The following is a 25,977-nucleotide window of genomic DNA, read 5'->3' on the forward strand; positions in this document are numbered from 1 at the left end:
ATCGTCAGGCATCGGTTATGGGCGTGGATCCTGCGAAGCCGGGTTCTGCGACGCGTTGTCCCGCAAGAAGATGCGCAGCAACTGATCGATGCGCCCGGAGAGGGTCAGATCGATGCTGGAGAGTTCAGTAGCCAGTTGCAGATCGCCAGGGGAGAGGGTGGGGTCACTCTGCAACCGCCAGTGGCGTCTGGCGCACTCGTCAGCGCCAAATGCCTGCTCGACTCGCGTGATATCATCGGGATGCAGCATCAGAGTCACCCCCTGCTCGGCGGCGGGCAACAATGCCAGCCCCTCCTTGAGTGCCTCCAGCAGGATGCGGGGAGAGGTCTCGGCTTCATGGCGAATGAGCGCGCGGGAAAGTTGCATCACCAGCGCGACCAGTTGCTGCTCTACCGCCTGATCCAGCTCAATCAGGGGATTGGCGAGGCGGGCGACGAGCCCCTGCCAGTGAGCGATCTCCTGCTCAACCAGATCGCGCCCCATGGCCAGTCCCTCTTCCCGCCCCTGCTCGAGACCGGCCGAGTGCCCCTGTTGCAGTCCCTCCAGCTTGCCCTCTTCGAGCCCTTTGGCATAGCCAGCCTCGCGCCCCTCGGCCATTCCTTCTTCCCAAGCCGCCTGACGGATCGCTTCGAGCTCTTCGGCGGTGATGCTGGGAGTCGGTTCCTGTTCGGGCTCCGGTTCCACCACCTCCTCTTCCTGTTGATACCAGTCAGGGGCAAGACCGAGAGCATTGGTCTCGGTCTCGACCGCCACATCCATTTCGGGCCAGCCCCAGGTCTCTACCCTGGTCTCTTCCCCTTCAGGCCGTACATAGCCACGCAGCTTGTTGTTCATCTATTCGCGCCGCTCCTTGCCATGACCGCATACTGGGCTGGCAGACAGGTTCCATGAGTTGGTCATGGTCTAGAGGAACTCCTCGCCACCGCCGGAGCCCAGCATGATTTCGCCTGCATCGGCCAGACGGCGGGCGATGGAGAGGATCTCCTTCTGGGCAGCCTCCACCTCGGAGACCCGGATTGGCCCCATGGCCTCCAGATCGTCTGCCAGCATTTCGGCCGCTCGTTTCGACATGTTCTTGAAAATCTTCTCGCGCATCTGATCGTCGGAGCCCTTGAGGGCGCGCTGCAGCAGATCCCCCGGCACTTCCCGCAGCAAAGTCTGGATACCGCGGTCGTCCACATCGATGAGATTTTCGAACACGAACATCAAATCCTGGATTTGCTGGCTCATCTCTTCGTCCGACTCGCGGATCGAGTCCATCAGCTGGCCTTCGATGTTGGTATCCAGGTAGTTCATGATGTTGGCAGCCGCTTTCAGGCCACCCATCTTGGCCGCCTGGGCACCCGCCGCACCGGCGAACTGTTTCTCCATGATGTCGTTCAACTCTTGCAATGCTGCCGGTTGCACCTCTTCAAGGTTGGCGATCCGCATCACCAGATCCAGACGCACCTGCTCCGGGAACTGGCTCAGGATCTCGGCGGACTGCTCCGGCTCCAGATAGGAGAGCACTATGGTCTGGATCTGCGGGTGTTCGTTCTGGATGATGCTGGCCACTTGACGGGCATCCATCCACTTGAGCGAATCGAGGCCGCGGGCACCGGAACCAAGAATGATCTGGTCCACCAGGTTGCTCGCCTTGTCCTCGCCAAGCGCGGCTACCAGTGCCTTGCGCACGAAATCTTCGCTGCCGATACCTATGTTGGTGTACTTCTGGATATCGTCGATGAATTGACGGTGCACCGCCGCTACCCGATCGTGGCTGAAATCAGACATGGATGCCATCGACATACCGAGCCGCTGTACCTGCTTGGGTTCGAGATGGCGGAAGATCTGGGCGGCATCCTCTTCGTTAAGGCTCAACATCAATACCGCCGCCATCTCCATACCGGACATCTGATCCAGCAACTGACGCTGGCTATCGGTGATATCGTTGCCGGTTACCTGGTTTTTACTTTCTTCAGGCATCTTTGGTTACCCACTCTTTAATGACCTGAGCGGCCAGATCCGGTTCGTTCGCCACCAGGGCACGCACCGCCTTGAGCAAATCTTCGTCACGATGCAGATCCGGCAGTTTCAGCTGGCCATCGCGTACCCCGAATACCTGCTCTCCCTCAACCTGAGCTGCCAACAAGCTGAGTTCGTCGTCACCACCCAGTACGGTGTGGTTGTCAAAGTCCACTTCCCCTTCCGGCTTGGCATCCGGATAGAGCAGCCGCTTGAGCATGGGGCGAACCACGGTGACGATCAAGACAATAATCACCAGTACAGATGCCGCAATCCGTACCGCACGCCAGAACCAGGGCTGATCGTAGAGCGGCACCTCGGCGACGGTATCAAGCTCGGGGCGATTGAACGGAATGGCAACTACCTCAAGGGTATCACCACGGGTTACATCAAAACCAAGGCCACCGCTGAGCAAACGACGCAGGGTATCGAGTTCCGCCTGACTGCGCGCTTCGCGGGTCACGGCCCCGTCAGCGCCTGGCACTGCCTTGTAATCCACGGCAACGGAAACGGTCATGCGACGAATGCCACCCATCTGGCGCCGGGTGTGGCTGACGGTGGTATCCAGTTCGAAGTTACGAGTCGCCTCTTTGCGAGAACGACCCGAAGCCGCCGCACCTGTACCATCACCGCCAGTGGCCTGTTCAGGGATATTGGACGCGGCAGGCGGCTGGTTGCTGAGGGCCCCCGGCACTCCGCCATTGCTGCCGCTGGAGCTGTTCTCTTCCAGCGTCATCTCGGAGCGCACCGCAGGCAGATCGGGATTGTAGGTTTTGCGAGTCTGTTCCTGCTGGGAGAAGTCGAGAGAGAGATCCACTTCCGCCGTATAGTTGTCGGCGCCGAGCACCGGGATCAGAATGGCGTCAATTTTTTGCTTGTACTCCAGCTCCTGCTTCTGCTGCATCGCAAACTCTTTGCGAGTCTGGGCAGAGACGGGATCCTGGGAACCGGAATTAAGCAGGCGACCATTCTGATCGGTCACGGTGACACGGGTCGGCTCGAGGCCATGTACCGCAGAGGCCACCATATCAACAATAGAGTCCACCTCCCCCTGCCCCAGTGCAGCCCCTTTCAGGTTGAGAACCACAGTGGCACTGGGCTTGCGCTCGTTACGGGCAAAGACGTTGTCTTTGGGGATGGCCAACAGCACCTGGGCCTTGGCCACATTCTGGAACTGTTCGATGGCGCTAGCCAGCTGGCGCTCGCGACTCAGCTTGAGGCGCTCGGTCTCCATCCGCTGGCTGACGCCAAAACTGGAGTCCTTGAGCAGGATATCCTCTCCACCATTGGTCACATCAGCCGCATTGGTGAGACCGGCCCGGGTCAGCGCCAAACGGATGCTGGCAAAGTTCTCGGCACTGACCAGCACGCTCTTACCGTCCACCTCATAAGGGATCTTCTGCTGATCGAGAAAGTCGAGGGTCTTGACCAGCTCCTGGGTGGTGTAGGTGCCAAGAGGGCGCATATCCGGCTCCTTGCCCCATAGCAAGATAAAGACGGCGATGGCCAGACAGATGGCAAGCCCCAGGATCAGCGTGATCTGGCGCAGAACATCGGTATTGGACAAGAATCCCAGTGCCGAGCTCTTCTGCTCGTTGGCATCGAGGGCGGCGGTGCCCTCATCATTTATCAGCAGATCGCCATTTTGGTCAGTTGCCACGATTTATGTCCTTATTGCTGACATGTCATGATGCACAGTCATCATTTATACCGGCATATTCATGATGGTTTTATAGGCCTCAACCATCTTGTTGCGCACCTGTACTGTCGCCTCGAAGGCGATAGAGGATTTCTGGCCAGCAATCATCACCTCGGCCAGATCCACCGACTTGTCGCCCATATCGAAACGGGTGCGCAGATCATTGGCGGCGCCCTGCAACTCGTTGACGTTACCGAGAGCTTGCTGCAACAGCAGGCCAAAATCAGAGGTCACCTGGCGGCCAGGCTGTGGCAGCGGGGTTGCACCGGCCTCTACCTTGAGTGCCTGCATCTCTTGCATCAGGCTGCTTGCACTTATTTCCATTTTCGTCCCCAGACAATTCATTGACGCTGACAGACCGAAAGCAATAAAAGTGCCAATCAGGTAAAAATGGCCTCAAGCCGCAGAAATAGAGGAGAAAAAGGTGGTGAGTAGGATAGTGCCGATTCAATCATGTCACTATCCCCTCGAAGGCTACAACAGCAGAGCCGGCTATCAAGCTCTGCGCGTTTGCGTGATGTATTCCGGTGCCCCGGTCAAAGCAGGCACCGGACACAGCCGTTATGGCACAGAAGTGTCCCCCCTGGCGGCCAGCGCCTCATCCACTTGCTGATCCCGCTGCCCGGTCATGCCGGCGTGACGGGCGATCAGGTGGTAGATAGCGGGCACCACCAGCAAGGTAACCAGGGTCGCCAGCGACAGACCGAAGAAAACCACGGTACCCACCGCCATCCGGCTCTCGTAGCCCGCCCCCATGGAGAGCATCAACGGCACCGCACCGATAATGGCGGTGAGCGAAGTCATCAGGATGGGCCGCAGGCGGCGCACCGAGCCTGCAATAATCGCCTCCTCGAACCCTTCCCCGCGCTGGCGCAGCTGGTTGATGAACTCGACGATGAGGATGCCGTTCTTGGTCACCATGCCGATCAGCATGATCATGCCGATCTGGCTGTAGATACTCATCTCCTGCTCCGTCAGCCAGAGGCCAAGCAAGCCGCCGAAGATGCCGAGCGGCACCGTCATCATCACCACGGTCGGGGTGAGGGTGCTCTCGAACTGGGCCACCAGCACCAGATAGACCACCAGCAGGGCGAGGCCGAAGACCATAGCCATCTCCCCCTGATTGTCGCGGTAATCCTTGGAGTCACCGGCATAATCGACCGTCATGCCGCTCGGCAGATGCTCGTTGGCCCAGCCGTCGAGGAAGTCGAGCGCCTCGCCAAGGGTATGATCCGGTGCCACGTCGGCGGTCAGGGTCACCGCCTTCTGGCGCTGGTAGTGGTTGAGGCGGTTGGCGGTCGCCACCTGCTTGACCGTCGCCAGCGTCGAGAGGCTCACCATCTCGCCATTGGCTGCCTTCAGGTAGATGCGACCGAGATCCGATATGCCGTTGAACTCCTTCTGGTTAGCGCGCAGGTAGACGTCATACTCCTCGCCCCTGTCCACATAGGTGGTCTTGCTCACCCCGCCCAAAATCGCCTGCAAGGTGCTGGCGACGGTGGAAACCGGAATGCCGAGCTGGCTGGCGCTGTCGCGCGAGACGGTCACCTGCAGCTCAGGAGTCTTCTCGGCGTAGTCGAGATCCGGGCTTATCATCAGGCCGCTCGCCTGCGCCGCTTTTTGCAGCTCCAGCCCCTGCTGGTAGAGCTCGGCATAGTCGTTGCCCTGCAGCACGAACTGCACCGCAGCGGTAGAGCCGCCACGAAAGCCTGGCTGGAAGGTGCGGATCATCACATCGGGAATAACCGACAGCTTGGCGCCGAGCGAGCGGGAAAACTCGGTGGCGGTCACATCACGCTCGGCCCAGTCGGTGAGCTGGATGATCACCATGCCGGTCTGATCGCCGCCGCGGCCAAAGGCGGGTGTACTGAAGCTCATCGCCTTGACTACCCCCTGGCCCAGCATCGGCATGATGGTCGATTCCACCTGCTGCATGTTGCGTTTCATCCGCTCGATGCTGGTCCCCTCAGCCCCCTTGACGAAGACGAAGACCACGCCGCGATCCTCGGTCGGGGTGAGGCTGCTCGGCAGCTGGGTGAACAGAGCACCGATACCGCCAAGACAGAGCAGCAGCGCCAGCGGTATCCAACGCGAGCGACGCAGCACCCACGACAGCAGGTGGCGATAGTGCCCTTCCACCCGGCCCAGAGTGCGATCGAGGGCCGCCGTCAGCCGATTCGGCTTGTCAAGCGGGCGCATCAGCCAGGAGCCCATGGCCGGAGTGAGAGTGAGTGCCACCAACGAGGAGCAGAGCACCGCCAGCGAAAGCAACATCGCAAACTCGGTAAAGAGCCGGCCCACCATGCCATCCATAAAAGCGATGGGGATAAAGACCATTACCAGCACCGCCGTGGTGGCGATGACCGCAAACCCCACCTCGCGGGTGCCGTGCCAAGCCGCCAGCAGGGGTGATTCACCCCGCTGCAGATGGTGGTGAATGTTCTCCACCACCACGATGGCATCATCCACCACCAGACCGATGGCGAGGATCAGCGCCAGCAAGGTGATGAGGTTGATGGAAAAACCGAGATACCAGGCGCCGATAAAGGCGGAGATAAGTGACACTGGTACCGTGATGGCAGGAATGAGGGTGGTGCGCCCCTGCCCGAGGAACAGATAGAGCACCGCCACCACCAGCACGGCGCAGATGGCCAATGTTTCATATACCTCGTCGATGGCCTGCTTGATAAAGATGGTGGAGTCGTAGTCAACCTCCAGCTTGGCCCCCTCCGGCAGGAAGCGCTGCATCTCCACCAGCTTCTTCTCCACACCCTGCGCTACCGCCAGCGGGTTGGCGGTGGACTGGGCGACGATGCCGATACCCAGACTCTCGCGGCCGTTGCGCTGGTAGGCGCTGTCTTCGTTCTTGGCCCCCACTTCCACATCGGCAATGTCGGCCAGATAGACACTCTGACCGTTGGCGGCGGTACGCACCTGCAACTGCTGGAAATCTTCAGCTGTGTGGTAGAGCCGGGCAATCTGCACCGACATGGTCATGGAGTTATTGCGGATCTCGCCGCCCGGCAGCTCGATGTTCTCGCGCTTGAGGGCATCCTGCACATCCGCCACAGTGACGCCGCGCGCCGCCATATCGGCCGGGCGCAACCGCACATACATCACCTGGGTGAGATCGCCGGAAAGCTCCACTTCGCTCACCCCGTCCACCAGACTCAGGGGGTCGACCAGCACCCGGTTGGCGTAGTCGGTCATGGCGGTGCGGTCCATCTGGCTGCTGCTGAAGTTGAGCCAGACCGCCACATCACCGCTGCCGCTATCCTTGGTCACCAGCGGGTCGTCGGCATCCTCCGGCAGCTTGCTCTTGGCACGGGTCAGGGCGTCACGCACATCGGAGACCCCCTCCACCATGTTCCAGCCAAGCTTGAACTCCACCGTGATCATCGAGCGCCCCTTGCGGGTCACCGAGTTGATGTTCTTGATACCGCTGATGCCGGAGAGCTGATCCTCGATGGGCTTGGTGACCTGGCTCTCCATCACTGCCGGGGCGGCCCCCTCATAGGTGGTGGTGATGGAGACCGACGGGATCTGCACATCGGGCATCTCCCGCACCGTCAATTTGCTGAAGGCGACCAGACCGAACACGCTGAGCAGGGCGCTGAGCACCACCGCCACCAGCGGGCGGCGTACTGAGATATCGGAGAGCCACATCAGCCATTTACCTCTGCCAGATCGTGGACCTTGGCGCCATCACGCAGATTGACCAGCCCCTCGACCACGATGCGATCGCCTACTTTCAGCCCTTCGGTGACCCAGACGGTCTCCCCCTCGGTCTCGCCAAGCACCACCGGCACCCGCTTGACCCGGCCATCGGCCTCGAGGCGATAGACGAAGCGCTGCTCGCCGGCGTACTCCACCGACTGGGCGGGAATAATGGTGAGCTGGCGGGAGGGGAGCGAGAGCTCCACATTGAGCAGCATGCCCGGGCGCAGCTGACCGTTGTGGTTGGGCAGTTCAACCCGCGCCTTGATGTTCTGGGTCTCGTTGGAGATGCGGCTATCGAGAGTGGTGAGGGTGCCGTTAAAGCGTTGCTCCGGCCAGGCTGTGCTGGTCGCCGTCACCGCCATGCCGGGGCGCAGCAGGGCGAGGTAACGCTCCGGCACAGCCAGATCGAGGCGCAGGGTATCGATATCATCGAGGTGCAGCAGGGTATCGCCGCTATTGACCAGCGCCCCTTCGCTCAAATCAATCAGGCTTACCGTGCCGGCAAAGGGGGCGATGAGAGTACGAAGGGATAGTTCGTAACGGGCGGCATCGACCCGCGCCAGCACCTGATCGACGATGGCCTCCTGCCCCTCCAGCACCGACTGGGTGACGGCACCACGAGCGACCAGCTTGCGCATCTCGGCCAGCTTGCGATTCTCGTCGCGCAGACTGGCACTCTGTTCGGCCAATTCAGCCTGTTGCTTGCCCGCATCCAGCGCGACCAGCGTATCGCCCTTGTTGACCTGTTGACCCGACTGTACCGCAATCTTGATCAGGCGTCCGGTTACCTCTGGTGTGATCACCACCGAGTTGTTGGCCGCCAGCTTGCCTACCAGCTTGAGAGTTGGCTCGGCCAGACTCTGCTTGACGGTCTGGGTACGAATATTGATCTCGCGGGAAGGGGCTTTGGTTGCCGGTTGCAAGTGGCCAACCGCCCACCAGATGGCCGCTATCAGAGAGAGCAGGCCGAGGCCAATCCAGATACGCATTTTCATCAAACAATCCATGAAGTGTTAAGAGGGGTAAATCTGATTGGGGGCCATTTTAGCCCCAGACTATGCCGTGACTATGTATAAATGTGACAAAACGTAACCGGAGCGTGGCAAGATCAGCGCGCTGTGCAGGATTCTGGTCATTTTCACCGCGCTTCGCTTACACTAATGCCCTTTCTTCGCCAATTCAGATGACTCTCGATGCCCAATGTGTTCGATCTTCGCCGCCTTGTGCACCTGACCTGGCTACTGCTGACTCTGGCCATACTGCTGGTCGGCGTGACCCTGCAGCACAGTCTGAAACAGATAGAGAATCTTTATCAGAGCGATACCCTCAACAGTGCTATTTATCTACGAGAGCAGTTCCGACAGAGCGAAATTTTTCTGGAAGCGATGCGCGGGCAGGCCGAAGAGCGGCTGCGCAGCGACCCTCACTCCGTGCTGACCCGCCAGCTTTATCGCCATATTCAACAACTTCCGGGCAAGGGGCTCGCGCTCGACAACATTCCTGCCGACCTGCCCAAAGGTTTGGTGGGCAATCTCACTGGTACCGGTCCGCTACCACCACCGGGCAGCGAGCGGGAAGCTCGCATTCACTTGGCACTGAGTCTGTCACCGCTTCTCTCCACCGCCAGCCAACGCCTGGGAGAAGAGATCGCCTGGGTCTACTTTACCGGTGTGGATAACTTTATCTATCTCTACCCCTGGCAGCCCTCCAGCAGGTTTCATTTCTACCCGAGCATCTACCAAAAACGCTTTTGGCAAGACACTCTGACCAGCAGCAACCCGGACAAGAAAACCGTCCTCTCACGCCCTTATGATGACTTTATTGGCCGCGGCCCCATGGTCACCATGTCCCAGCCACTCTACAAAGAGGGGACGCTGGTAGGGATGATCAGTATGGATGTGCTGCTCGCACGTCTGCAGCAACAACTCGACAAGCTGACCCCGGAGCTGGGGCAGTATCTGCTGCTCAATCAGTACCATCAGGTGTTGGCCAGCAGTGCGCACGAGCTCGTACCGCCACCAGAACCGTTGTCAACCGGCCAATACCTTTGGCGACAGGGGGCATGGCAGCTAACGCTGGCTATCCCCGATACCCCTTTGCGGCTGGTACACCAGGTGAGGCTGCTGCCGCTGTTCCGGGCAATACTCTGCCAGTCTGCGCCAACTCTTCTGGCTATTGCGTTTCTGCTGCTGGCCGCACTTGCCAACCTGAAAGCTCGCCGTCTCAACCAGCGACTCAACTACCTCTCCTGCCACGATGCCCTTACCGGTACCTTCAATCGCCACTATCTGGAGCAACTGAAACAAGGAGGCGAGCTGGCACAACTGCGGGCAGGGATACTGATGTTCGATGCCGACCACTTCAAGCGAGTCAACGATCATTTCGGCCATGCCGTGGGTGATATGGTGCTGATCAGGCTGGTGCAGCTTTGCCAACAGCAACTTGGCCGGCAAGACCGCTTGCTCCGCTGGGGTGGAGAAGAGTTTTTGCTGCTGGTTGCCAACAGCGATGAGGTGCGGATAGAGGAGCTGGCAGAACAGCTGCGAGAAGCCGTAGCCGAACACAACTGGGAGGCCATCGTGCCCGGATTAAAGGTTACGATCAGCCTGGGGTATCTCCCTTATCAGCCAGATATTCCTCTGCACGAAGCGGTGCGGCGCGCCGATGTGGCGCTCTATCAGGCCAAGGCCAATGGACGCAACCGCAGTGAGCGATGGTGGGGTGACGCATCCCGACTCTCGGAGTAAGCTGGTCGCTCAAACCCCTTTTTGGAGAAAAGTCGTGCCACGTAAACCCCGCGTAGGACTCGCTCTCGGGAGCGGCGCCGCCAGAGGATGGGCCCATATCGGCGTCATCCGCGCCCTTGAACGTCTCGGCATCAAACCGGATTTGATCGCTGGCTGCTCCATCGGCAGCTTTGTCGGTGCCGCCTATGCCGCTGGTGAACTGGATCGACTGGAAACCTGGGTGCGCGGCTTTACCCGCCTGCAGGTGGTCAGCCTGCTCGACCCGGCCCTCTCCGGCGGTCTGTTTCGCGGCGAAAAGGTGTTTGGTCTTGCGGCCAGCCATCTGGGGGACCCCGATCTCGAGAGCCTGCCCATCCCCTTCGCCTGCATCGCCACCGAGCTCGATACAGGCCGCGAGATCTGGCTGCAACAGGGCCCGCTGCGCCAGTCGGTGCGCGCCTCCTGCGGTATGCCGGGGATCCTCACCCCGACCCGGATCAACGACCGCTGGCTGGTCGATGGCGCTGTGGTCAATCCGGTGCCCATCTCTCTGGCCCGTGCCATGGGGGCCGAGGTGGTGATTGCGGTCAACCTCAACACCGACATGCATCAACCCTGGACCGACGAGCCGGATCAACCCGGCAGCGGCGGACTGCTCAGCCAGTGGCTCAACCGCGGTGAATCCGCGCCAGCCACCCCGGGTCTTTGGAGCGTGATGAGTGGCTCCATCAACATCATGCAGGAGCGCATCACCCGCGCCCGGATGGCCGGTGATCCGCCGGAGATCCAGCTCTGCCCACGGCTTGGCAGCTTCTCCATCATGGATTTTCATCGCGCCAGCGATGCCATCAACGAGGGGGAAGCCTGTGTCGAGCGCAACCTCGATCAGCTCAAGGATGAACTGGGCCGCCTTGGATTACTGTGATCCCCACGCCCATCACACCAACAAAAAGAGCGCCTTGTGGCGCTCTTTTGCTATGGCAAAACCTTCGGTTTAGAACAGCCCAAGCCCCTTGAGCATCACGATCAGGATCAGCAGCGGTGATACGTAGCGGATGATAAAAAACAGTGGCTTGAGGATGGGCAGAACCAGCTCGCCGCCATTGGTCAGAGCATCGCGCATCTTCTCCTCGCCCCATACCCAGCCAACAAACAGGCAGAGGAAGATACCGCCAAGCGGCATCAGGATGTTGGAGGAGAGGTAGTCGAACAGATCGAAGAAGGTCTTGCCCGCAATCTGCACATCCGCCATGGCACTGTTGGAGAGCGCACAGGTAGACCCCACCGCACCCAGCACCAGCAGGTTGATCAGGGTCGCCTTGGCGCGGCTCATCTTGAAGCGCTCGGAAAGCACCGAAACCGGCACTTCCAGAATAGAGAGCATGGCACCGGTGGCCGCGATGGCCGACAGCACGAAGAAGAGCACCATGAAAACATGGCCAAACGGAATGCTGGCAAAGACCGCCGGAATGGTGATGAACAACAGAGAAGGACCGGCGGTCGGCTCGAACCCGAAGGCAAACACTGCCGGGAAGATGGCGATACCGGCCAGCATGGAGACAAACAGGTCGGCACACATAACCCGGAACGCGGTGACCGGAATGTTCTGGTCATCACGGAAGTAGCTGCCGTAAGTCATCATGCAGCCCATGCCGATGGAGAGCTTGAAGAAGGCAAGTCCCATGGCGGTCAGCACCACGGCGCCGGTGATTTTGGAAAAATCGGGTGAGAAGAGGAAAGAAAGACCTTCGCTCGCCCCCGGCAGCGTCAGACTGCGGATACCGATCACCAGCAGCAGGATAAAGAGTACCGGCATCAGTTTTTTGGTGACAGCTTCGATCCCCTTGGAGACCCCCATCAACAGGATGCCGCCCATCAAGGCCAGTACCAGCCACTGCCACAGCAGGCTCTGCAGCGGGTTGCTGATCAGCGAGCCAAACGCAGCGCCGGTCACTTTGGGATCAGTGGAGAGAATTGAGCCATCGATCGCCTTGAAGATATAGGCAAACACCCAGGCCGCGACTTCCGAGTAGAAAGACATGATCAGGAAAGCCGCCAGCACCCCCATTACCGCAATCAGCCACCAGGGTTGCCCTTTCGGAGCGAGCTTGTTCAGGGTAGTGACCGCATCGGTTTTGCTTTTGCGGCCCAGCATGATCTCGGAGATCATCACCGGCAGACCGACCAGCAGGGTCGCAATCACATAGACCAGCAGAAAGCCGGCACCACCATTTTCACCGGTCAGATAGGGGAATTTCCAGATATTGCCGAGGCCGACGGCTGAACCAAGAGTAGCGGCAAGGACACCGAATTTACTGGTAAAGCCATCGCGGACCTTGGGGGGGGTTTGACTCATGCTTGTCTCACTTATTTCGCATCATGCGAGATGAACCGGGTTTTTAGGGTCGGAATTTTCTGAAGTTTATGGCGGTTTGCCAAGATGTTTTGAGCAAAAGCCCTAGATAGAGCACAGATAAGAAAAAAGCGGGGCTCAGGGCTCTTATTGGTTGGCGGGCAAAAAAATACCGCCCGAAGGCGGCATTTCTATTCATATCTATGATCAGCCCTTGGCGAGGTCATCCGGTCCGATCTGGCCGATTTCTGCGACTTTTTTGTCCGCCAACAGCCAGAGGGTAAACTTGTGCAGATCCGGGTGGTGAGCAAGGGCAACCAGGAAGGCGCCACCCACTTCACGATAACCCAGCTCATAGTTTTTCAGGGTTGTGGGGGGAACACCGAGCAAATCTGCAAACTTCGGGCGGCTCAGACCGACCGCTTCACGGATCTGACGGATCTTCTTGCCAACAGTGACGATATTTGAATTCATAATGTTCCATACTCCGTTTGACGGATTAAATCCGTCTTTATTTTTCGCGACGACTCGTAGTCAAGTGTATCAGTTTTGGTCGGACTCGTTATGGTCGAGCCTCTATCTTTATGAGCGCCTTTCGGCGACAACCCTTATCTTCAACGGGGGATGGTAATCGCTCAGCTGTCTCAGGTAAACAGTCTCGAAAAGAAACCTTTATTGTTGCCACCAGAATAACTCGTATAATCCGCCAGCTACCCATTAAGAGGAATAAGTATGGCGTTTCCCGGCATTATCTCTCGCCTGCACCCGGTTTCTGACCCAGCCCAATTGCAACAACAGCTCACTCAAGGCGCACAATATCGCGCCGAAGCATTCTGGCTTCCGGCCTTGATGCCAAGCCACGTCAGCGAGCTGCTGGCCGCCCTGCCGGACAGTTGCAGCCTATTTCTTGAACAGGAGTCGCAGAACCTGTCTTTGCGCAGCCACGATGGCGCCCTGCATAACAATGAAGGACTCATCACGGTAAATGGCCAGTCTATTGCTCTGGCAACCACCCCGGGTGATGGTGGTCTGGTAGCCGAATCGGGCATGTGCGAGATGACCGACTGGCTGGAGGCAGGACACCGCCATTTCATCTGTTCAGCTGCGGTTCAGCCTGTGGCACGGGCCATACTCAACATCTGGCCCCTGGATCCCTATCTGGCCCGCCACTACCTGATGACGTTTACTCCCCTGCTTAAAAGTGCAACGGAAGCAGAGTACCTTGAGGTGTTTACTGCCAGAGCACATCCTGCCAACCCGCACTCCGACTGGGTTCAGGCCTATATGAAGCTGGAAAAGAAACTGCACAGGGCCTATCTGGATCACTAATTAATCTGGATAAACAGCCAGTTAAGGTCACGACACAATTTGCCATAAGGCTCATTTGTGAGCTTGATCATGTTTTAAAATCGGCATAGAGTGCGCCTCGTCATCGGAATGACATCAGTTGCCTGGCAGCGGTTTATCACGCTTTGCGTGCCATGCCAGTGCACTCGACACACCAGGAGAGTGTGCAACCCGGTTATACCGGGTCATCTGCCAGACTCGACGCCAGCCGTACGGCGGAGCCTGCAGCTTACATAAATTACAAAGTGTGAAGCACGTGAATAACGTGCGATCTCAACGAGGATTTTTTTATGATGAAAATGGCTCCTTCCATGATCGCCATCGCCATGGCTGCTCTGGGTGCTACCGCTGCTCACGCCGCTGACGACATCTACTTCGGTGCCGGTGTCGGTGCTACTCACTTCAACGGCCTGAACAAGCTGGAAAGCACCAATGTAGGCCAGGAAGACGCAGCTGCTGCCAACGCCTTCATGGGTTACAACTTCACCGAGAACTTCGGTACCGAACTGGGCTACCAGTACACTGGTCGTGGTAACACCGACGGCAACCGTTACGAGAGCCAGGGTGCCACCCTGTCCGGTATCGCCCGTCTGCCGGTTGGCAACGACGTCTCCCTGTTCGCTGAAGGCGGCGCCTACTGGGGTCACACCGATGGTCTGGGCACCAGCGACACTAAAGTTTCCCCGCTGGCCGGTGCTGGTGTGACTTACAAGGTAAATGACGCGCTGGATCTGCAAGCTCGCTACCGCTACATGTGGGACGTGGCTGACCTGCACGCCAACGGTGAGCGTTACAAAGCCAACCAGAGCATCGCTACTCTGGAAGCGGTATACCACCCGTTCCGTACTTCCTACGTAGCTCCGGTAGCTGCTCCGGTTGTTGAAGAAGCCCCTGCTCCTGCTCCGCAAGTGGTAGAGAAGAACTTCGCCCTGAACTCAGACGTGCTGTTTGCCTTCGGCAAAGACACCCTGAAGCCGGAAGGCGTTGCAGCCCTGAACGGTCTGTATCAGCAAATCGTTGAGTTCCAGCCGAAAGATGGCAACGCTGTTGTTGTTGGTTACACCGACCGTATCGGTTCCGACGCTTACAACCAGAAGCTGTCTGAAGCCCGTGCCCGTACCGTTGCCAACTTCCTGGTGAGCAAAGGTATGGCTGCCAGCAAAGTTGCCATCGAAGGTCGTGGCGAAGCTAACCCGGTTACCGGCACCAAGTGCAACGGCGTAACTGCTAAAGCTCAACTGATCTCCTGCCTGGCTCCGGATCGTCGCGTAGAAGTTCGCGTATCTGGCGTACAAGAAGTTCAGCAATAATCTGACCTCGTTCAGATAGTGCGAAAAAAAGGGATGCTGCGGCATCCCTTTTTGTTTGTCTCGTTCTCGCTTGCATCCCTCATTCCCGCCTCCCTGCCCTTGCCTGCCCCGTCTCGAAAGCATAAAGTAGTTGCGCCTGTAAGGTATTGGATAAGCACTAAAAAGCGCTTCTTGTCCGGTCTGTTGTCCATGACGCCAATGCATCATGAGAGTCCAAAGCCTTCGCTATCCACTTTGCTGGCGATTTTTCGCAGCAATAAAAACAAGTGCATTGCCCGACATGGGCTAACACAACGAGGATAAACCGATGAAACTCAAAATGGCTCCTACCCTGATTGCACTGGCGCTCGCCGCCGCAGGTACCACAGCTCAGGCTGCCGATGACTGGTACACCGGTGTTGGTGCAGGTTGGGCATATGCCCACGGTCTGGATGATTTTGGCAAAGACACTGACAAAGACGCCACTGCGCTGAGCCTGTTCGGCGGTTACAACTTCAACGACTACTACGCAGCTGAACTGGGCTACCTCTACGCCGGTAAAGCGGGCGTTGACGGTGCCGATTTCAAAACCCAGGGTGCCACCCTCTCCGGTATCGCCCGCCTGCCGCTGGGCGACATTTTCTCGGTGTTTGCTGAAGGTGGTGCCTACTTCAATCACGTCAACGGCAATGGCAACAGCGACAACGGCACTGCGCCGCTGGCGGGTCTGGGTCTGACTGCCAAGCTCTCCGACCTTATCGATGTGCAAGCACGCTACCGCTATCTGTGGAATCTGGGTGACGAGCAGAAAACCTGGGAGAGCGACATGAGCGTCGCGACCCTGGAGCTGGTGATGCACCCGAACCGTACCTCTTATGTTGCCCCGATTGCCGCCCCTGCGCCTGAGCCGGTTCCCGAGCCGGTACTGGTCGACAAGAACTTCGCCCTGAGCTCTGACGTGCTGTTTGCCTTTGGCAAATCCACCCTCAAGCCAGAAGGTGTCGCAGCGCTCAACACCCTGTATCAGCAGATCGTTGATGTTCAGCCGAAAGATGGCAGCGCCGTGGTCGTCGGTTACACCGACCGTATCGGCTCTGACGCCTACAACCAGAAACTCTCCGAAGCGCGTGCCCGTACCGTAGCCGACTTCCTGGTTGGCAAAGGTCTTCCGGCCGGCAAAGTTGCCATCGAAGGTCGCGGTGAAGCCAATCCGGTAACCGGTACCCAGTGCAACAGCGTCAAGGGCAAGGCTCAGCTGATCTCCTGCCTGGCACCGGATCGCCGTGTAGAAGTACGCGTCACCGGCGTGCAGCAAGTACAACAGTAATCCTGCAGTTCGACATAACAAGGAGGCCACCTGGCCTCCTTTTTCTTACCGCTTATTCGCCCACCTTGTAACCCTCTTTTGCCCCCTTCCTCTTCCCGTCTCGCGCCATGGTTCACGGCGTGTCGCCCCCCCATACCTCTTTGGTGGTTAAAAACAGCCCGTCACCTATACATAAGTGTGGGGTTTGACCAGCAGGCAACCCCACTACACCAAACATCGACGAGGATACGCGATGAACATAAGAGTAAAACCTGTGTGGATTGCACTGGCATTGGCGAGCACAGGCGCACAAGCGGAACCGGTTCACGACTGGTATGCCGGGGTTGGCGGTGGCTGGGCCATTGCCCACAATCTGAATGATTTCAGTCAGGATGTCGGCAAGGATGCGACTGCGCTCTCCCTGTTTGGCGGCTACAACTTTACGGAAAATCTGGGGGCCGAGATTGGCTATCTCTCCACCGGTAACTGGGATATCAGCGGCCATGACTTCAACAGCAAGGGAGCCACACTGTCAGTCATTGGCCGCCTGCCGCTCAGCGAGATGTTCTCGCTCTTTGCCGAGGGTGGTGGCTATATCTATCATGTCGAATCGGTCAATGGCGGGGACGACAACCTGGCGCCGCTGGCGGGTCTGGGAGTGACGGCCCGGCTCCATGACTGGGTCGATCTCCAGGCCAGGTATCGTTATCTGGTAAGGGTCGGCGATGATCCTGACAATGACAAGGCAAACAGCGGCACCCAGCGCTGGGTCAGCGACATCAGCACAGCAACCCTGGAAGTAGTGATCCATCCCAATCGCAGCCAGCCGACAGAGCCGGCTCCCACGCCCGCACCGGTCGTGGTCCCCCCGCCACCGGCCGAACCGGAGATGGTAGATCAGACCTTCAACCTCAGTTCCGATGTGTTGTTCGCCTTTGGCAAAGCGGACCTCAAACCGGAGGGGATGAGCGCGCTGGACGCTCTCTACCAGCAGATCGTCGATGTACAACCCAAGGATGGCAGTGCCGTCGTGATGGGATATACCGACCGTATCGGCTCGGATGCCAGCAATCAGAGGTTGTCAGAAGCTCGGGCCCAAACCGTTGCCGACTTTCTGATCAACAAAGGGCTGCCTGCCGACAAGGTAAGCATTCAGGGCAATGGCGAGAGCAATCCGGTCACCGGCAACCAGTGTGACGACATCAAAGCCAGAACCGCCCTCATAGACTGCCTTGGGCCGGATCGCCGGGTCGAGGTGCGCGTCACCGGCGTACAGGGCGCCAGCGAGTAGTTGATCTTGAGGCGATAACCATGTCAGACGTGCAGTAAAAAGGGATGCTTTCGCATCCCTTTTGCTTTGCCGTGGCATTCCCTTCTCCCCAATCAGAAGGAGGTGCGGCGGTAGCGGCGATACTCCGGATGCCAGAAGTTGGCTTCGATGGCCTGATCGATCACCTCGTCCGGGGTCTGCACCGCCTTGCCCTGCAGCATGGCGGTCTTGGCCACCATCTTGGCGATGTAGCGGGAGACCTGATGGATATCCGCCAGGTCCGGCAGCAGGGAGCCCTCCTCCCCTTTCACCAGCGGCGAGCACTCCGCCAGCGCGCGGCTGGCCGACATCAACATGGCGTCAGTCACCCGGGTGGCGCCGGAGGCGATGACGCCAAGGCCGATCCCCGGGAAGATGAAGGAGTTGTTACACTGGGCGATGACGTAGCGCTTGCCCTTGTACTCCACCGGTGCAAACGGACTGCCGGTGGCCACCAGCGCCTGACCGTCGGTCCAGCGGATGAGGTCTGCCGGCGTCGCCTCGACCCGGGAGGTGGGGTTGGAAAGCGGGAAGATGATGGGACGGGCACAGTGCTTGTGCATGGTCTTGACCACCTCTTCGGTAAACAGCCCCGGCTGGCCGGAGACCCCGATCAGGATGTCCGGGCGACCATGCTCCATCACCTCCAGCAGGGAGATATTGTCCCCCACCGGCCAGTCTTTGATCCGCTCCACCGGTTGGGAGAGACGGCGCTGGAAGTCGAGCTGGTTGGGGATCTTGTCGGTGATAAGACCAAAGCGGTCCACCATAAAGACACGGCTGCGGGCCTGGGCATCGGTCAGCCCCTCGGCCTTCATCTGTGCCACGATCTGCTCGGCGATACCGCAACCGGCGCTGCCCGCACCGAGGAAGGCAACCCGCTTCTCGGAGAGCTTGGCACCGGAGGCTTTGCAGGCGGCGATCAGGCTGCCCAGGGTCACGGCAGCCGTACCCTGAATGTCGTCGTTGAAGCAGCAGAGCTCGTTCTTGTAGCGGTTGAGCAGTGGCATGGCGTTGTTCTGGGCGAAATCCTCAAACTGCAGCAGGATATCGGGCCAGCGGCGCTTGACCGCCTGAATGAAGGCATCGACAAACTCGGCGTACTCATCTCCCGAGATACGCGGATTGCGCCACCCCATATAGAAGGGGTCATTGAGCAGTTGCTGGTTGTTGGTGCCGACATCCAGCACCACCGGCAGGCAGTAGGCGGGCGAGATACCGCCACAGGCGGTGTAGAGGGAGAGCTTGCCGATGGGAATGCCCATGCCGCCGATACCCTGGTCACCCAGACCCAGGATCCGCTCGCCATCGGTCACCACGATCACCTTGACGTTCTGCTTGGTGGCGTTTTGCAGCATGTCATCGATCCTGTCCTTGTCCGGATAGGAGATAAACAGGCCACGGGCGCGGCGATAGATGTTGGAAAACTCTTCGCACGCCTTGCCCACCGTCGGGGTGTAGATGATGGGCAGCATCTCGGTCAGGTGGTTGTGCAGCAGACGGTAGAAGAGCGTCTCGTTGGTATCCTGGATGTTGCGCAGATAGATGTGCTTGTCCATGTCGTTGCCAAACGCCATGAACTGGCGATAGGCGCGCTCGGCCTGCTCTTCGATGGTCTCGATATTCTGGGGCAACAGACCTTCGAGGTTGAAGTTGCTGCGCTCTTCGCTGGTGAAGGCGCTGCCCTTGTTGAGCAAAGGGGTCTCCAGCAGGGCGGGACCGGCGTAGGGAATGTAGAGAGGACGTTTCTGGTTATTATCTTCAAACATGGATCTTGGTACCTAAACGGTTAGCTAGACGCAGGGACCCGCCGATCCTAGGGGCTTGTCTCATTAATTTCAAAGAGTTTGCACATCCGCTGCAAAAGGTTTGCGACCCAGTCGACGAAAGGCGCCGGGGGTCTGACCAGTCAGACGACGAAATCGGTTGGCAAAGTTGGCCCCATCGCTGTAACCGACCCGGGCCGCCAGCTCGCCAAGTGGCCAGTTGGTATAGAGCAGCAGCTGGCGCGCCTTGTTCATTCTGAGCTCGGTCACCCTCGCCATCGGCCCCATACCGAACGCTTGCTGGCAGAGGCGATGCAGATGGGGCACCGAGCAGGCCATTTGCCGGGCCAGCAGGGCGACACTCCAGGGTTCGTCCAGGCGCGCCTCCACCCGGCGAAACAGTGCCTGCAACCTGAGTTCAGGGGTACCGCGCACCTCCCCTTGCAGGGTGCGCTCCAGCAGCGCCAGCAACAGGCTGAGCAGTTGAGGTTGCAGCGAAGAGCGAACCCCCTCCCCCTGCATCAGGCTGAGCAGATGATAGAGCTGATCGCCGCCATCCCCTTGCCAGATACGGTGACCCAGGCGATGCAGGTGCTGCCAGCGCGGCACGTCATCGAGCAAAATCCAGCTGATCTGCCAGTTTTCGCCAATCAGCTTGAGACCGCCGGGTACGGCGGCGGGCAGGAAAATCAGCGACCCGGACGGAATGGCTTGCTCCCCCTCGTCGGTGAGCAGCGCCCCCCCCTCATCGTGACTCACCATCAGGATGTGAAACTCGGGGCGATTGCGGCGGATCAGGTAGTGATCCCGCACCCGGGAGAGGCCGGTCAGGAAGATCCCTGCCTCGCCGAGCAGCGGCAGCCCTTCACGTCCCAACATCTGCTCTTCACAGGCTGGCGCTATCTCCAGACACTCTCTGGCAAATGGCATAACACCTCAAAAGGATAGTTTTACACAAGAAAATCGAGATCTACTCACAGTGGTAACTGCTCTACACCCCCTTATCATAACCATGACAACCCTTGCTTTTCTCATACCCGGTTAACAACTATGAATTATTGGCAAGCGATTTTAAAACAAACCACCGATCGCGAGTTCATGACCCGATTGTGGCGACTGGCCCTGCCCGTCTCGCTGCAATCCATGATGTTCTCCCTGCTCGGCCTCATCGATATCATGATGGTGAGCCAGCTTGGTACCACAGCTGTGGCGGCGGTCGGCTTGGGTAACCGGGTCTTCTTCTTCAATCTGCTGGTGATAGCGGGCCTCGCGGGCGGGGTCTCGGTATTGGCAGCACAATACTTCGGGCGCGGGGAGATGGCCGGGGTACGCCGCTCCCTGGCGCTGGCCATAGTGGGCGCCTTGCTGGTCACCCTGCCCTTTGCCTTCATCTATGTGTTATCACCGGGCAGCGTGCTCGGCTTTGCCAGTCAGGATCCGGCGCTGCGGGCACTGGCGGATCAATTCTTGATGATCACCGGCGCCACCATCCTCTGTACCGCCATCGTGGTGCCGCTGGAATCAGCCCTGCGCTCGGTGGGCAATGCCGCCGCGCCGACCCGGATCGGCATTATCGCCATCATCGCCAACGTCATCCTCAACTACGCCCTCATCTTCGGTCACTTCGGCTTCGAGGCAATGGGGGTGGCCGGTTCGGCCTGGGGCACCACCATTTCCCGGCTGCTGCAGACAGCCCTGCTGCTGCTCTACGTAAAGCGTTATGAAGCGCGCCTGATCCCGCGCGCACCAGACTGGCTGGCCGCCTTCAAGCGCAAGGAGGTGGTGCGCTTTACCCTGATCGCCCTACCGCTGCTGTTCCATGACGGCCTCTGGGCCTTCGGCATGCTGATTTACGGCTTTCTCTATGCCCATCTTGGCACCGATTCGCTGGCCATCATGACCACCCTCGGCACCCTGGAGAGCATCCTTATCTCCCTCTTCTTCGGGCTGGCAGTGGCCTGCTCCACCCTGCTCGGCCACCGGCTCGGGGCCGAAGAGTACGAGGTCGCCTGGCAGCACTCCCAGCTGTTCCTGCTGCTGGCACCGATTGGCGCGCTACTGGTGGGGATCATCGTCTGGTTGCTGCAAGCCAACCTGCTGCAGTGGGTCGGCAACCTGCCCCCCGAGCTGATGACGGAGGCGGGTCAGGTGCTCGGCATCATGTGTCTCGGGATGCTGCTCAAGGTGTTCAACATGGTGGGGATCATCGGGGTGCTGCGCTCTGGCGGCGATGTTAACTACAGCATCTTTATCGACATCGTCGGCATGTGGTGCATCGGCATCCCGCTCGCCTGGGTGGCGGTCACGCTACTCGGCTGGCCCCTCTCCTGGGTGGTGGCGGTGGTCTTGCTGGAGGAGCTCAGCAAGGTGTTGCTGGTGCAGCGCCGTATTCGCCAGCGCTGCTGGTTGAAGAATCTGGTGATCGGATAAACAGCCACAAATCGGGGTCATATCAATGACAGAAAAACCCTGTTTGCAGTATGCTGGGCGCCTCTTCAATCAGAGGCAGGGATCCACGATCTCCCTGTCCAGTAGTCGTTTAAGGAGACGAGCATGCAACCACAGAAAGAGCTGATCACCGAGACGGCCCTGCTTGAGATGGCCAACAAGATCATTAAAGAGCATGAAGACTTCATCCACGGTATGCGCGCCGATTCGGTGGAGCAGAAGGGGGATATTCTGGTGTTCAAGGGGGAGTATTTCCTGGCCGAAGATGGCACCCCGACCGGCAAGACCATGGCGGTCTTCAACATGTTCAAGCTGCTGGCCCAGCAACTCTCCGGCAAGTACAAGCTGGCCTGATCTCGCCAGCACATTGCCAACAGGATGCCGCCCTCAGGCGGCATCTGTTTTTGCGCGGTTCTGCCCCTCAACCACCACGCAGTTGCGTCCCGCCATCTTGGCCTGATAGAGACACTCGTCGGCACGGTTGATCAGAATATCGATGGTGTCATCGGAACGAGCCATGGCAATCCCGATACTCACCGTCACCTCCAGCAATTCATCCGAAGTGGGACTCTTCACCAGCCGCGCCTCAACGGCAATGCGCAGCCGCTCGGCCATTTTGCTCGCCAGCGCCGGATCGGCACAGTTGTGCATCAGGATAGCAAACTCTTCGCCGCCATAACGCCCCAGCACCATGTCAGGCTCCAGCTGCTCGCCCAGGGTGGTCGCCACCTCCTTGAGCACCGCATCCCCCGCCAGATGGCCGTAGATATCGTTGATCCGCTTGAAGCGATCGAGATCCAGCAGCATCACCGCAAAGGGCTTCTTCTTGAGTTGCAGCCGGATTCTGGCCTGCTCCAGCTGCTTCATCAGCAGGCGGCGGTTCATCATGCCGGTCAGCTCATCAGTGGTCGATTCCCGATATAGCCGCAGCAGCATATTGAGCTGGCCGCACTGCACCCAGCAACTGGCCATGGTAAACATGCCGAGCACCCACACCTGATTCAGGGTGGCCTGACTCCAGATGCTCTGTCCCACCAGCAGCCAGTGGCCCAGCAGCATGGTCACCAGTACCACGCCTGCCAGTTGCAAGCCGAGGGATAGGGGGATGGGGAAGATGGCAAACAGGGTGATCAGCAGATAGGGAAAGGCCGCATAACCCGCCTGCAACTCCTGTCCGGCGCCAAAGCTGTTCAGGCAGAAGAGGGAGAAGAGCATCATCACGGCCATCAGGTAGCCAAGGGCCAGCTTCATTCTTTCCCGCTTGAAGTGGATGAGGTACGAGAGCGGAATAAGTGGCGAGAGCGCCAGGGTGCAGAAGATCCTGGCCTGGAACAGCTGCTCGAAATGAACGGCGGGCAAGGTCAACCAATCCACCACTGCCCAGGCGGGCAATCCAAGCATCAGCAAGCAGGTCAGCAGGCGCAACCGCACCGTCATAAACCCCATGCGAGTACGAGTAAAATCTTCGGAGTGAACCCTCGCACTCCAGAACTCTGACAACTTGAGCATCCAGAGTCTCCACGATGAATACTGAGGGCTCATTCTACACCTACAAAGTGGTAAAAATGTCATTAGCGGGGAGAATAAAAAGGAGAGGTCGATCACACAAACCGACAGATGATAATCTCAGCGCGCAAACGTTTCAACCCATCAAAAAATAAACCTTTTTTTGCATAATTAGCGCTGGTCAGCCTCATTTCAATCACTACAATAGCGCCCAATTTTCTCCCCCTCCCCACACAATTCGAGGTACTTATGGAACAGGCTGCTGTCACACGCGCCAATCGAGAGGCACATCCACCCAGGCGAGCCCATAGCGAACTGGTCTATGGCATAGAGGATGTCCCGCCTCTGCCCCAGACGCTGTTCGCCGCCCTGCAGCATATGCTCGCCATGTTTGTCGCCATCATTACCCCGCCCCTGATTATCGCCAATGCCCTCGGCCTCCCTGCCGCCGACACCCGTTATATCGTCTCCATGTCGCTGGTCATGTCCGGCATCGCCTCCTTCATTCAAACCCGCCGCTTCGGCCCCATCGGTTCCGGCCTGCTCTCGGTACAGGGCACCAGCTTCAACTTCCTCGGCCCCATCATCGCCTCCGGTCTCGCCCTCAAACAGGCGGCCATGCCCACCGAGGATCTGTTGGGCACATTGTTCGGCACCATGATGGTTGCCGCACTCACTATCGTGGTGATGAGCCGCTTCCTCCATCTGGTGAAACGGATCATCACTCCGCTGGTCACCGGCATAGTGGTGCTGCTGATCGGCCTGACCCTGATCAAGGTCGGTCTCATCAGCATGGGCGGCGGCTATGCAGCCCTCTCTGATGGCAGCTTCGCCAGTCACACCAACCTCTTCCTCTCCCTGCTGGTGCTCGGCCTTATCGTGTTGCTGCAACGCAGTCGCAACCCCTGGTTGCGCCTCTCCGCCATCATGATCGCCATGCTGGCGGGCTATGCCGTGGCCCTGCTGTTGGGCAAAGTGAGCGCCCCCACCTTCGACGGCCCGCTGGTGGTGGTGCCCATTCCGCTCCACTACGGTCTCGGCTTTGACTGGCAGCTGTTCGTGCCGCTCGCCATCATCTTCGTGGTCACAGCGCTCGAAGCGATCGGCGACATGACCGCCACCTCGGACATCTCCGGCGAGCCGCTGGAAGGGCCTGTCTATATGGAGCGGATCAAAGGCGGCGTGCTGGCCGATGGTGCCAACTCCATGCTGGCGGCAGTTTTCTCCACCTTCCCCATGTCCACCTTCGCCCAGAATAACGGCGTCATTCAGCTGACCGGCGTCGCCAGCCGTCACGTCGGGCTCTTTATCGCCGCCATGCTGGCGCTGCTTGGCCTGTTCCCGGCGGTCGCCAGTCTGGTGCAGCAGATCCCCGAGCCCGTGCTGGGGGGCGCCACTATCGTGATGTTCGGCACCATCGCCGCCGCTGGCGTGCGCATCATTGCCCGCGAGGAGCTGGATCGCCGCGCCCTGATGATCCTGGCAGTGTCGCTGGCCATGGGGCTGGGGGTCGCACAGGTGCCGGAAGTGCTGCAACACCTGCCGGAGCTGGCCAAGAGTGTGCTCTCCTACGGCGTCGCCACCGGTGGCATCACCGCCATCGTGCTCAACCTGCTGCTGCCCAAGCGCGAAGCGCGCCACTCCTGAGACATCGTCCACCGATAGCCAACCCAAGCCCCGCACTGCGGGGCTTTACCTTGCCAGTCGCCACGGGTAGTGTGCTGGGCAGCCTTTTTTGAGGATGCCGCCATGCCCTATCGCCTGCTCTCCCCCCTATCCAATACCGCTTCACCCGCACAGATACTGGCGCAAGAGCAGTGCTGGCTGCGCGACTGTGCCCATGACGGCCAGCCCCGCGCTCACCTGTGGCAGGCGCCCCAATGCCTGATTGTCACTCGCAAGGATACCCGCCTCCCCCGTTACGAAGCTGCCTGCCAGCAACTTGCAGCTGAAGGCTGGCCGGTACATGTGCGCGACAGTGGCGGCACCGCCGTGCCCCACGGGGCGGGGATCCTCAACCTATCCCTGCTGCTGCCTCGTACCACCACAGATCTCGCCCACTACTACCGGCTGCTGGGGGCGCCACTGCTGACCCTGCTGGCGGAGTACGGCCTTGAGGGAAGCTATGACTTCGTACCCGGCTCCTTTTGCGATGGTCAGTACAATCTGGTGATCGGGGGACGCAAGATCACCGGTACCGCCCAGCGCTGGCTGGCGCCGGGGCAGGATCACCAAGGCGCCGTGCTGGCGCAAGCCATGCTGCTGGTGGCGGGTGATGTGGATGAGGGAACCAGAATGGCGAGCCGCTTCTACGAGCTGGCGGGCGGCGAGCTGCGTTTTATGGCGGGAACCTCCACCACGCTAGCAAGCTGCATCGATTGGCACGGTAGCGATCAGGCACTGGTAGAGAAAGTGCGAGCACGTCTGGATAGCCTGCTGAGCGAGGGGCTATCCTCCTCATCCTGACCTTATCCCGAAGGGAGAGGGAAAGTCCCCATCCAGAG

At 59.3% G+C, this 25,977-nt stretch carries 21 protein-coding genes; 10 read left to right on the top strand and 11 right to left on the bottom strand.

Annotation, left to right across the window (positions count from 1 at the left end):
- Positions 1-15: 15 nt before the first annotated feature.
- The 6 genes from fliH to G5154_RS06785 form a co-directional block, all read right to left on the bottom strand.
- On the bottom strand, positions 16-834 hold the full coding sequence (gene fliH, locus G5154_RS06760; protein ID WP_421263914.1) for a flagellar assembly protein FliH: 819 nt from the start codon (positions 832-834) through the stop codon (positions 16-18).
- A 69-nt stretch (positions 835-903) separates the two neighbouring features.
- Positions 904-1,965 carry a flagellar motor switch protein FliG gene (fliG, locus tag G5154_RS06765; RefSeq protein ID WP_005343953.1) on the bottom strand — a complete coding sequence of 354 codons (1,062 nt, stop codon included), beginning with the start codon at positions 1,963-1,965 and terminating at the stop codon, positions 904-906.
- Positions 1,958-3,664, bottom strand: coding sequence for a flagellar basal-body MS-ring/collar protein FliF (fliF, locus tag G5154_RS06770; RefSeq protein WP_005343951.1), 1,707 nt, complete (start codon positions 3,662-3,664; stop codon positions 1,958-1,960). Before fliF ends, fliG begins: the two co-directional genes overlap by 8 nt.
- A gap of 45 nt (positions 3,665-3,709) precedes the next feature.
- Positions 3,710-4,027: a flagellar hook-basal body complex protein FliE gene (fliE, locus tag G5154_RS06775; protein WP_005343949.1), complete on the bottom strand. Its 318-nt coding sequence runs from the start codon at positions 4,025-4,027 to the stop codon at positions 3,710-3,712.
- A 237-nt stretch (positions 4,028-4,264) separates the two neighbouring features.
- Complete coding sequence (locus tag G5154_RS06780) at positions 4,265-7,369, bottom strand: efflux RND transporter permease subunit (RefSeq protein ID WP_421250598.1); 3,105 nt, start codon at positions 7,367-7,369, stop codon at positions 4,265-4,267.
- Positions 7,369-8,418, bottom strand: a complete 1,050-nt coding sequence (locus G5154_RS06785) for an efflux RND transporter periplasmic adaptor subunit (protein WP_421250599.1) — start codon at positions 8,416-8,418, stop codon at positions 7,369-7,371. Before G5154_RS06785 ends, G5154_RS06780 begins: the two co-directional genes overlap by 1 nt.
- 198 nt (positions 8,419-8,616) lie before the next feature.
- Between G5154_RS06785 and G5154_RS06790 the strand changes: the two genes are divergently transcribed.
- Positions 8,617-10,170: a sensor domain-containing diguanylate cyclase gene (locus G5154_RS06790; protein ID WP_421250600.1), complete on the top strand. Its 1,554-nt coding sequence runs from the start codon at positions 8,617-8,619 to the stop codon at positions 10,168-10,170.
- A 34-nt stretch (positions 10,171-10,204) separates the two neighbouring features.
- A complete protein-coding gene (locus G5154_RS06795; protein ID WP_005343942.1) occupies positions 10,205-11,074 on the top strand; it encodes a patatin-like phospholipase family protein in 870 nt (289 codons plus the stop codon).
- A 69-nt stretch (positions 11,075-11,143) separates the two neighbouring features.
- Here G5154_RS06795 and G5154_RS06800 read toward each other — a convergent pair whose 3' ends face one another.
- Entirely contained in the window at positions 11,144-12,505 is a 1,362-nt protein-coding gene (locus G5154_RS06800) for a sodium-dependent transporter (RefSeq protein ID WP_288726594.1), read from the bottom strand.
- Positions 12,506-12,709: 204 nt separating this feature from the next.
- Positions 12,710-12,976, bottom strand: coding sequence for a helix-turn-helix domain-containing protein (locus tag G5154_RS06805; protein ID WP_005343938.1), 267 nt, complete (start codon positions 12,974-12,976; stop codon positions 12,710-12,712).
- A 258-nt stretch (positions 12,977-13,234) separates the two neighbouring features.
- Here G5154_RS06805 and G5154_RS06810 point away from each other — a divergent pair, with 258 nt between their 5' ends.
- From G5154_RS06810 to G5154_RS06825, 4 genes are all read left to right on the top strand, one after another.
- Positions 13,235-13,831 (top strand): hypothetical protein, encoded by a 597-nt coding sequence (locus tag G5154_RS06810; protein WP_421250601.1) that lies wholly within the window; start codon positions 13,235-13,237, stop codon positions 13,829-13,831.
- Positions 13,832-14,139: 308 nt separating this feature from the next.
- Positions 14,140-15,159, top strand: coding sequence for a porin OmpA (gene ompA, locus G5154_RS06815; RefSeq protein ID WP_421244152.1), 1,020 nt, complete (start codon positions 14,140-14,142; stop codon positions 15,157-15,159).
- A gap of 307 nt (positions 15,160-15,466) precedes the next feature.
- Positions 15,467-16,465, top strand: coding sequence for a porin OmpA (gene ompA, locus G5154_RS06820; protein ID WP_421250602.1), 999 nt, complete (start codon positions 15,467-15,469; stop codon positions 16,463-16,465).
- A 232-nt stretch (positions 16,466-16,697) separates the two neighbouring features.
- On the top strand, positions 16,698-17,735 hold the full coding sequence (locus tag G5154_RS06825; protein WP_421250603.1) for an OmpA family protein: 1,038 nt from the start codon (positions 16,698-16,700) through the stop codon (positions 17,733-17,735).
- A 92-nt stretch (positions 17,736-17,827) separates the two neighbouring features.
- Here the strand turns inward: G5154_RS06825 and G5154_RS06830 are convergent, their stop codons facing one another.
- Positions 17,828-19,522, bottom strand: coding sequence for an NAD-dependent malic enzyme (locus tag G5154_RS06830; protein WP_216951826.1), 1,695 nt, complete (start codon positions 19,520-19,522; stop codon positions 17,828-17,830).
- Between the two features lie 69 nt (positions 19,523-19,591).
- Positions 19,592-20,449: a helix-turn-helix transcriptional regulator gene (locus G5154_RS06835; RefSeq protein ID WP_216979272.1), complete on the bottom strand. Its 858-nt coding sequence runs from the start codon at positions 20,447-20,449 to the stop codon at positions 19,592-19,594.
- Between the two features lie 120 nt (positions 20,450-20,569).
- Here G5154_RS06835 and G5154_RS06840 point away from each other — a divergent pair, with 120 nt between their 5' ends.
- Both G5154_RS06840 and G5154_RS06845 read left to right on the top strand, forming a co-directional pair.
- Positions 20,570-21,949: an MATE family efflux transporter gene (locus tag G5154_RS06840; RefSeq protein WP_005338381.1), complete on the top strand. Its 1,380-nt coding sequence runs from the start codon at positions 20,570-20,572 to the stop codon at positions 21,947-21,949.
- A 123-nt stretch (positions 21,950-22,072) separates the two neighbouring features.
- A complete protein-coding gene (locus G5154_RS06845) occupies positions 22,073-22,321 on the top strand; it encodes a YciN family protein (protein ID WP_005338382.1) in 249 nt (82 codons plus the stop codon).
- Positions 22,322-22,354: 33 nt separating this feature from the next.
- Here the strand turns inward: G5154_RS06845 and G5154_RS06850 are convergent, their stop codons facing one another.
- Positions 22,355-23,476 carry a GGDEF domain-containing protein gene (locus tag G5154_RS06850; protein WP_005349944.1) on the bottom strand — a complete coding sequence of 374 codons (1,122 nt, stop codon included), beginning with the start codon at positions 23,474-23,476 and terminating at the stop codon, positions 22,355-22,357.
- Between the two features lie 246 nt (positions 23,477-23,722).
- Here G5154_RS06850 and G5154_RS06855 point away from each other — a divergent pair, with 246 nt between their 5' ends.
- Both G5154_RS06855 and G5154_RS06860 read left to right on the top strand, forming a co-directional pair.
- Positions 23,723-25,120, top strand: a complete 1,398-nt coding sequence (locus G5154_RS06855; RefSeq protein ID WP_368193040.1) for a nucleobase:cation symporter-2 family protein — start codon at positions 23,723-23,725, stop codon at positions 25,118-25,120.
- Positions 25,121-25,222: 102 nt separating this feature from the next.
- Positions 25,223-25,939, top strand: a complete 717-nt coding sequence (locus tag G5154_RS06860; protein WP_368193042.1) for a lipoyl protein ligase domain-containing protein — start codon at positions 25,223-25,225, stop codon at positions 25,937-25,939.
- Positions 25,940-25,977: the final 38 nt, after the last annotated feature.

Origin of the sequence: Aeromonas sp. 600527 (genome assembly GCF_049175415.1) — a bacterium.
GTDB classification, from domain to species: Bacteria; Pseudomonadota; Gammaproteobacteria; order Enterobacterales; family Aeromonadaceae; genus Aeromonas; species Aeromonas veronii_A.

Excerpts from the sequence above, each read along its gene's own strand:
- fliH (WP_421263914.1), bottom strand. The coding sequence starts at position 834 with ATGAACAACAAGCTGCGTGGCTATGTACGGCCTGAAGGGGAAGAGACC.
- fliG (WP_005343953.1), bottom strand. The coding sequence starts at position 1,965 with ATGCCTGAAGAAAGTAAAAACCAGGTAACCGGCAACGATATCACCGAT.
- fliE (WP_005343949.1), bottom strand. The coding sequence starts at position 4,027 with ATGGAAATAAGTGCAAGCAGCCTGATGCAAGAGATGCAGGCACTCAAG.
- G5154_RS06780 (WP_421250598.1), bottom strand. The coding sequence starts at position 7,369 with ATGTGGCTCTCCGATATCTCAGTACGCCGCCCGCTGGTGGCGGTGGTG.
- G5154_RS06785 (WP_421250599.1), bottom strand. The coding sequence starts at position 8,418 with ATGAAAATGCGTATCTGGATTGGCCTCGGCCTGCTCTCTCTGATAGCG.
- G5154_RS06790 (WP_421250600.1), top strand. The coding sequence starts at position 8,617 with ATGCCCAATGTGTTCGATCTTCGCCGCCTTGTGCACCTGACCTGGCTA.
- G5154_RS06800 (WP_288726594.1), bottom strand. The coding sequence starts at position 12,505 with ATGAGTCAAACCCCCCCCAAGGTCCGCGATGGCTTTACCAGTAAATTC.
- G5154_RS06805 (WP_005343938.1), bottom strand. The coding sequence starts at position 12,976 with ATGAATTCAAATATCGTCACTGTTGGCAAGAAGATCCGTCAGATCCGT.
- G5154_RS06810 (WP_421250601.1), top strand. The coding sequence starts at position 13,235 with ATGGCGTTTCCCGGCATTATCTCTCGCCTGCACCCGGTTTCTGACCCA.
- ompA (WP_421244152.1), top strand. The coding sequence starts at position 14,140 with ATGATGAAAATGGCTCCTTCCATGATCGCCATCGCCATGGCTGCTCTG.
- ompA (WP_421250602.1), top strand. The coding sequence starts at position 15,467 with ATGAAACTCAAAATGGCTCCTACCCTGATTGCACTGGCGCTCGCCGCC.
- G5154_RS06825 (WP_421250603.1), top strand. The coding sequence starts at position 16,698 with ATGAACATAAGAGTAAAACCTGTGTGGATTGCACTGGCATTGGCGAGC.
- G5154_RS06830 (WP_216951826.1), bottom strand. The coding sequence starts at position 19,522 with ATGTTTGAAGATAATAACCAGAAACGTCCTCTCTACATTCCCTACGCC.
- G5154_RS06835 (WP_216979272.1), bottom strand. The coding sequence starts at position 20,449 with ATGCCATTTGCCAGAGAGTGTCTGGAGATAGCGCCAGCCTGTGAAGAG.
- G5154_RS06840 (WP_005338381.1), top strand. The coding sequence starts at position 20,570 with ATGAATTATTGGCAAGCGATTTTAAAACAAACCACCGATCGCGAGTTC.
- G5154_RS06845 (WP_005338382.1), top strand. The coding sequence starts at position 22,073 with ATGCAACCACAGAAAGAGCTGATCACCGAGACGGCCCTGCTTGAGATG.
- G5154_RS06850 (WP_005349944.1), bottom strand. The coding sequence starts at position 23,476 with ATGCTCAAGTTGTCAGAGTTCTGGAGTGCGAGGGTTCACTCCGAAGAT.
- G5154_RS06855 (WP_368193040.1), top strand. The coding sequence starts at position 23,723 with ATGGAACAGGCTGCTGTCACACGCGCCAATCGAGAGGCACATCCACCC.
- G5154_RS06860 (WP_368193042.1), top strand. The coding sequence starts at position 25,223 with ATGCCCTATCGCCTGCTCTCCCCCCTATCCAATACCGCTTCACCCGCA.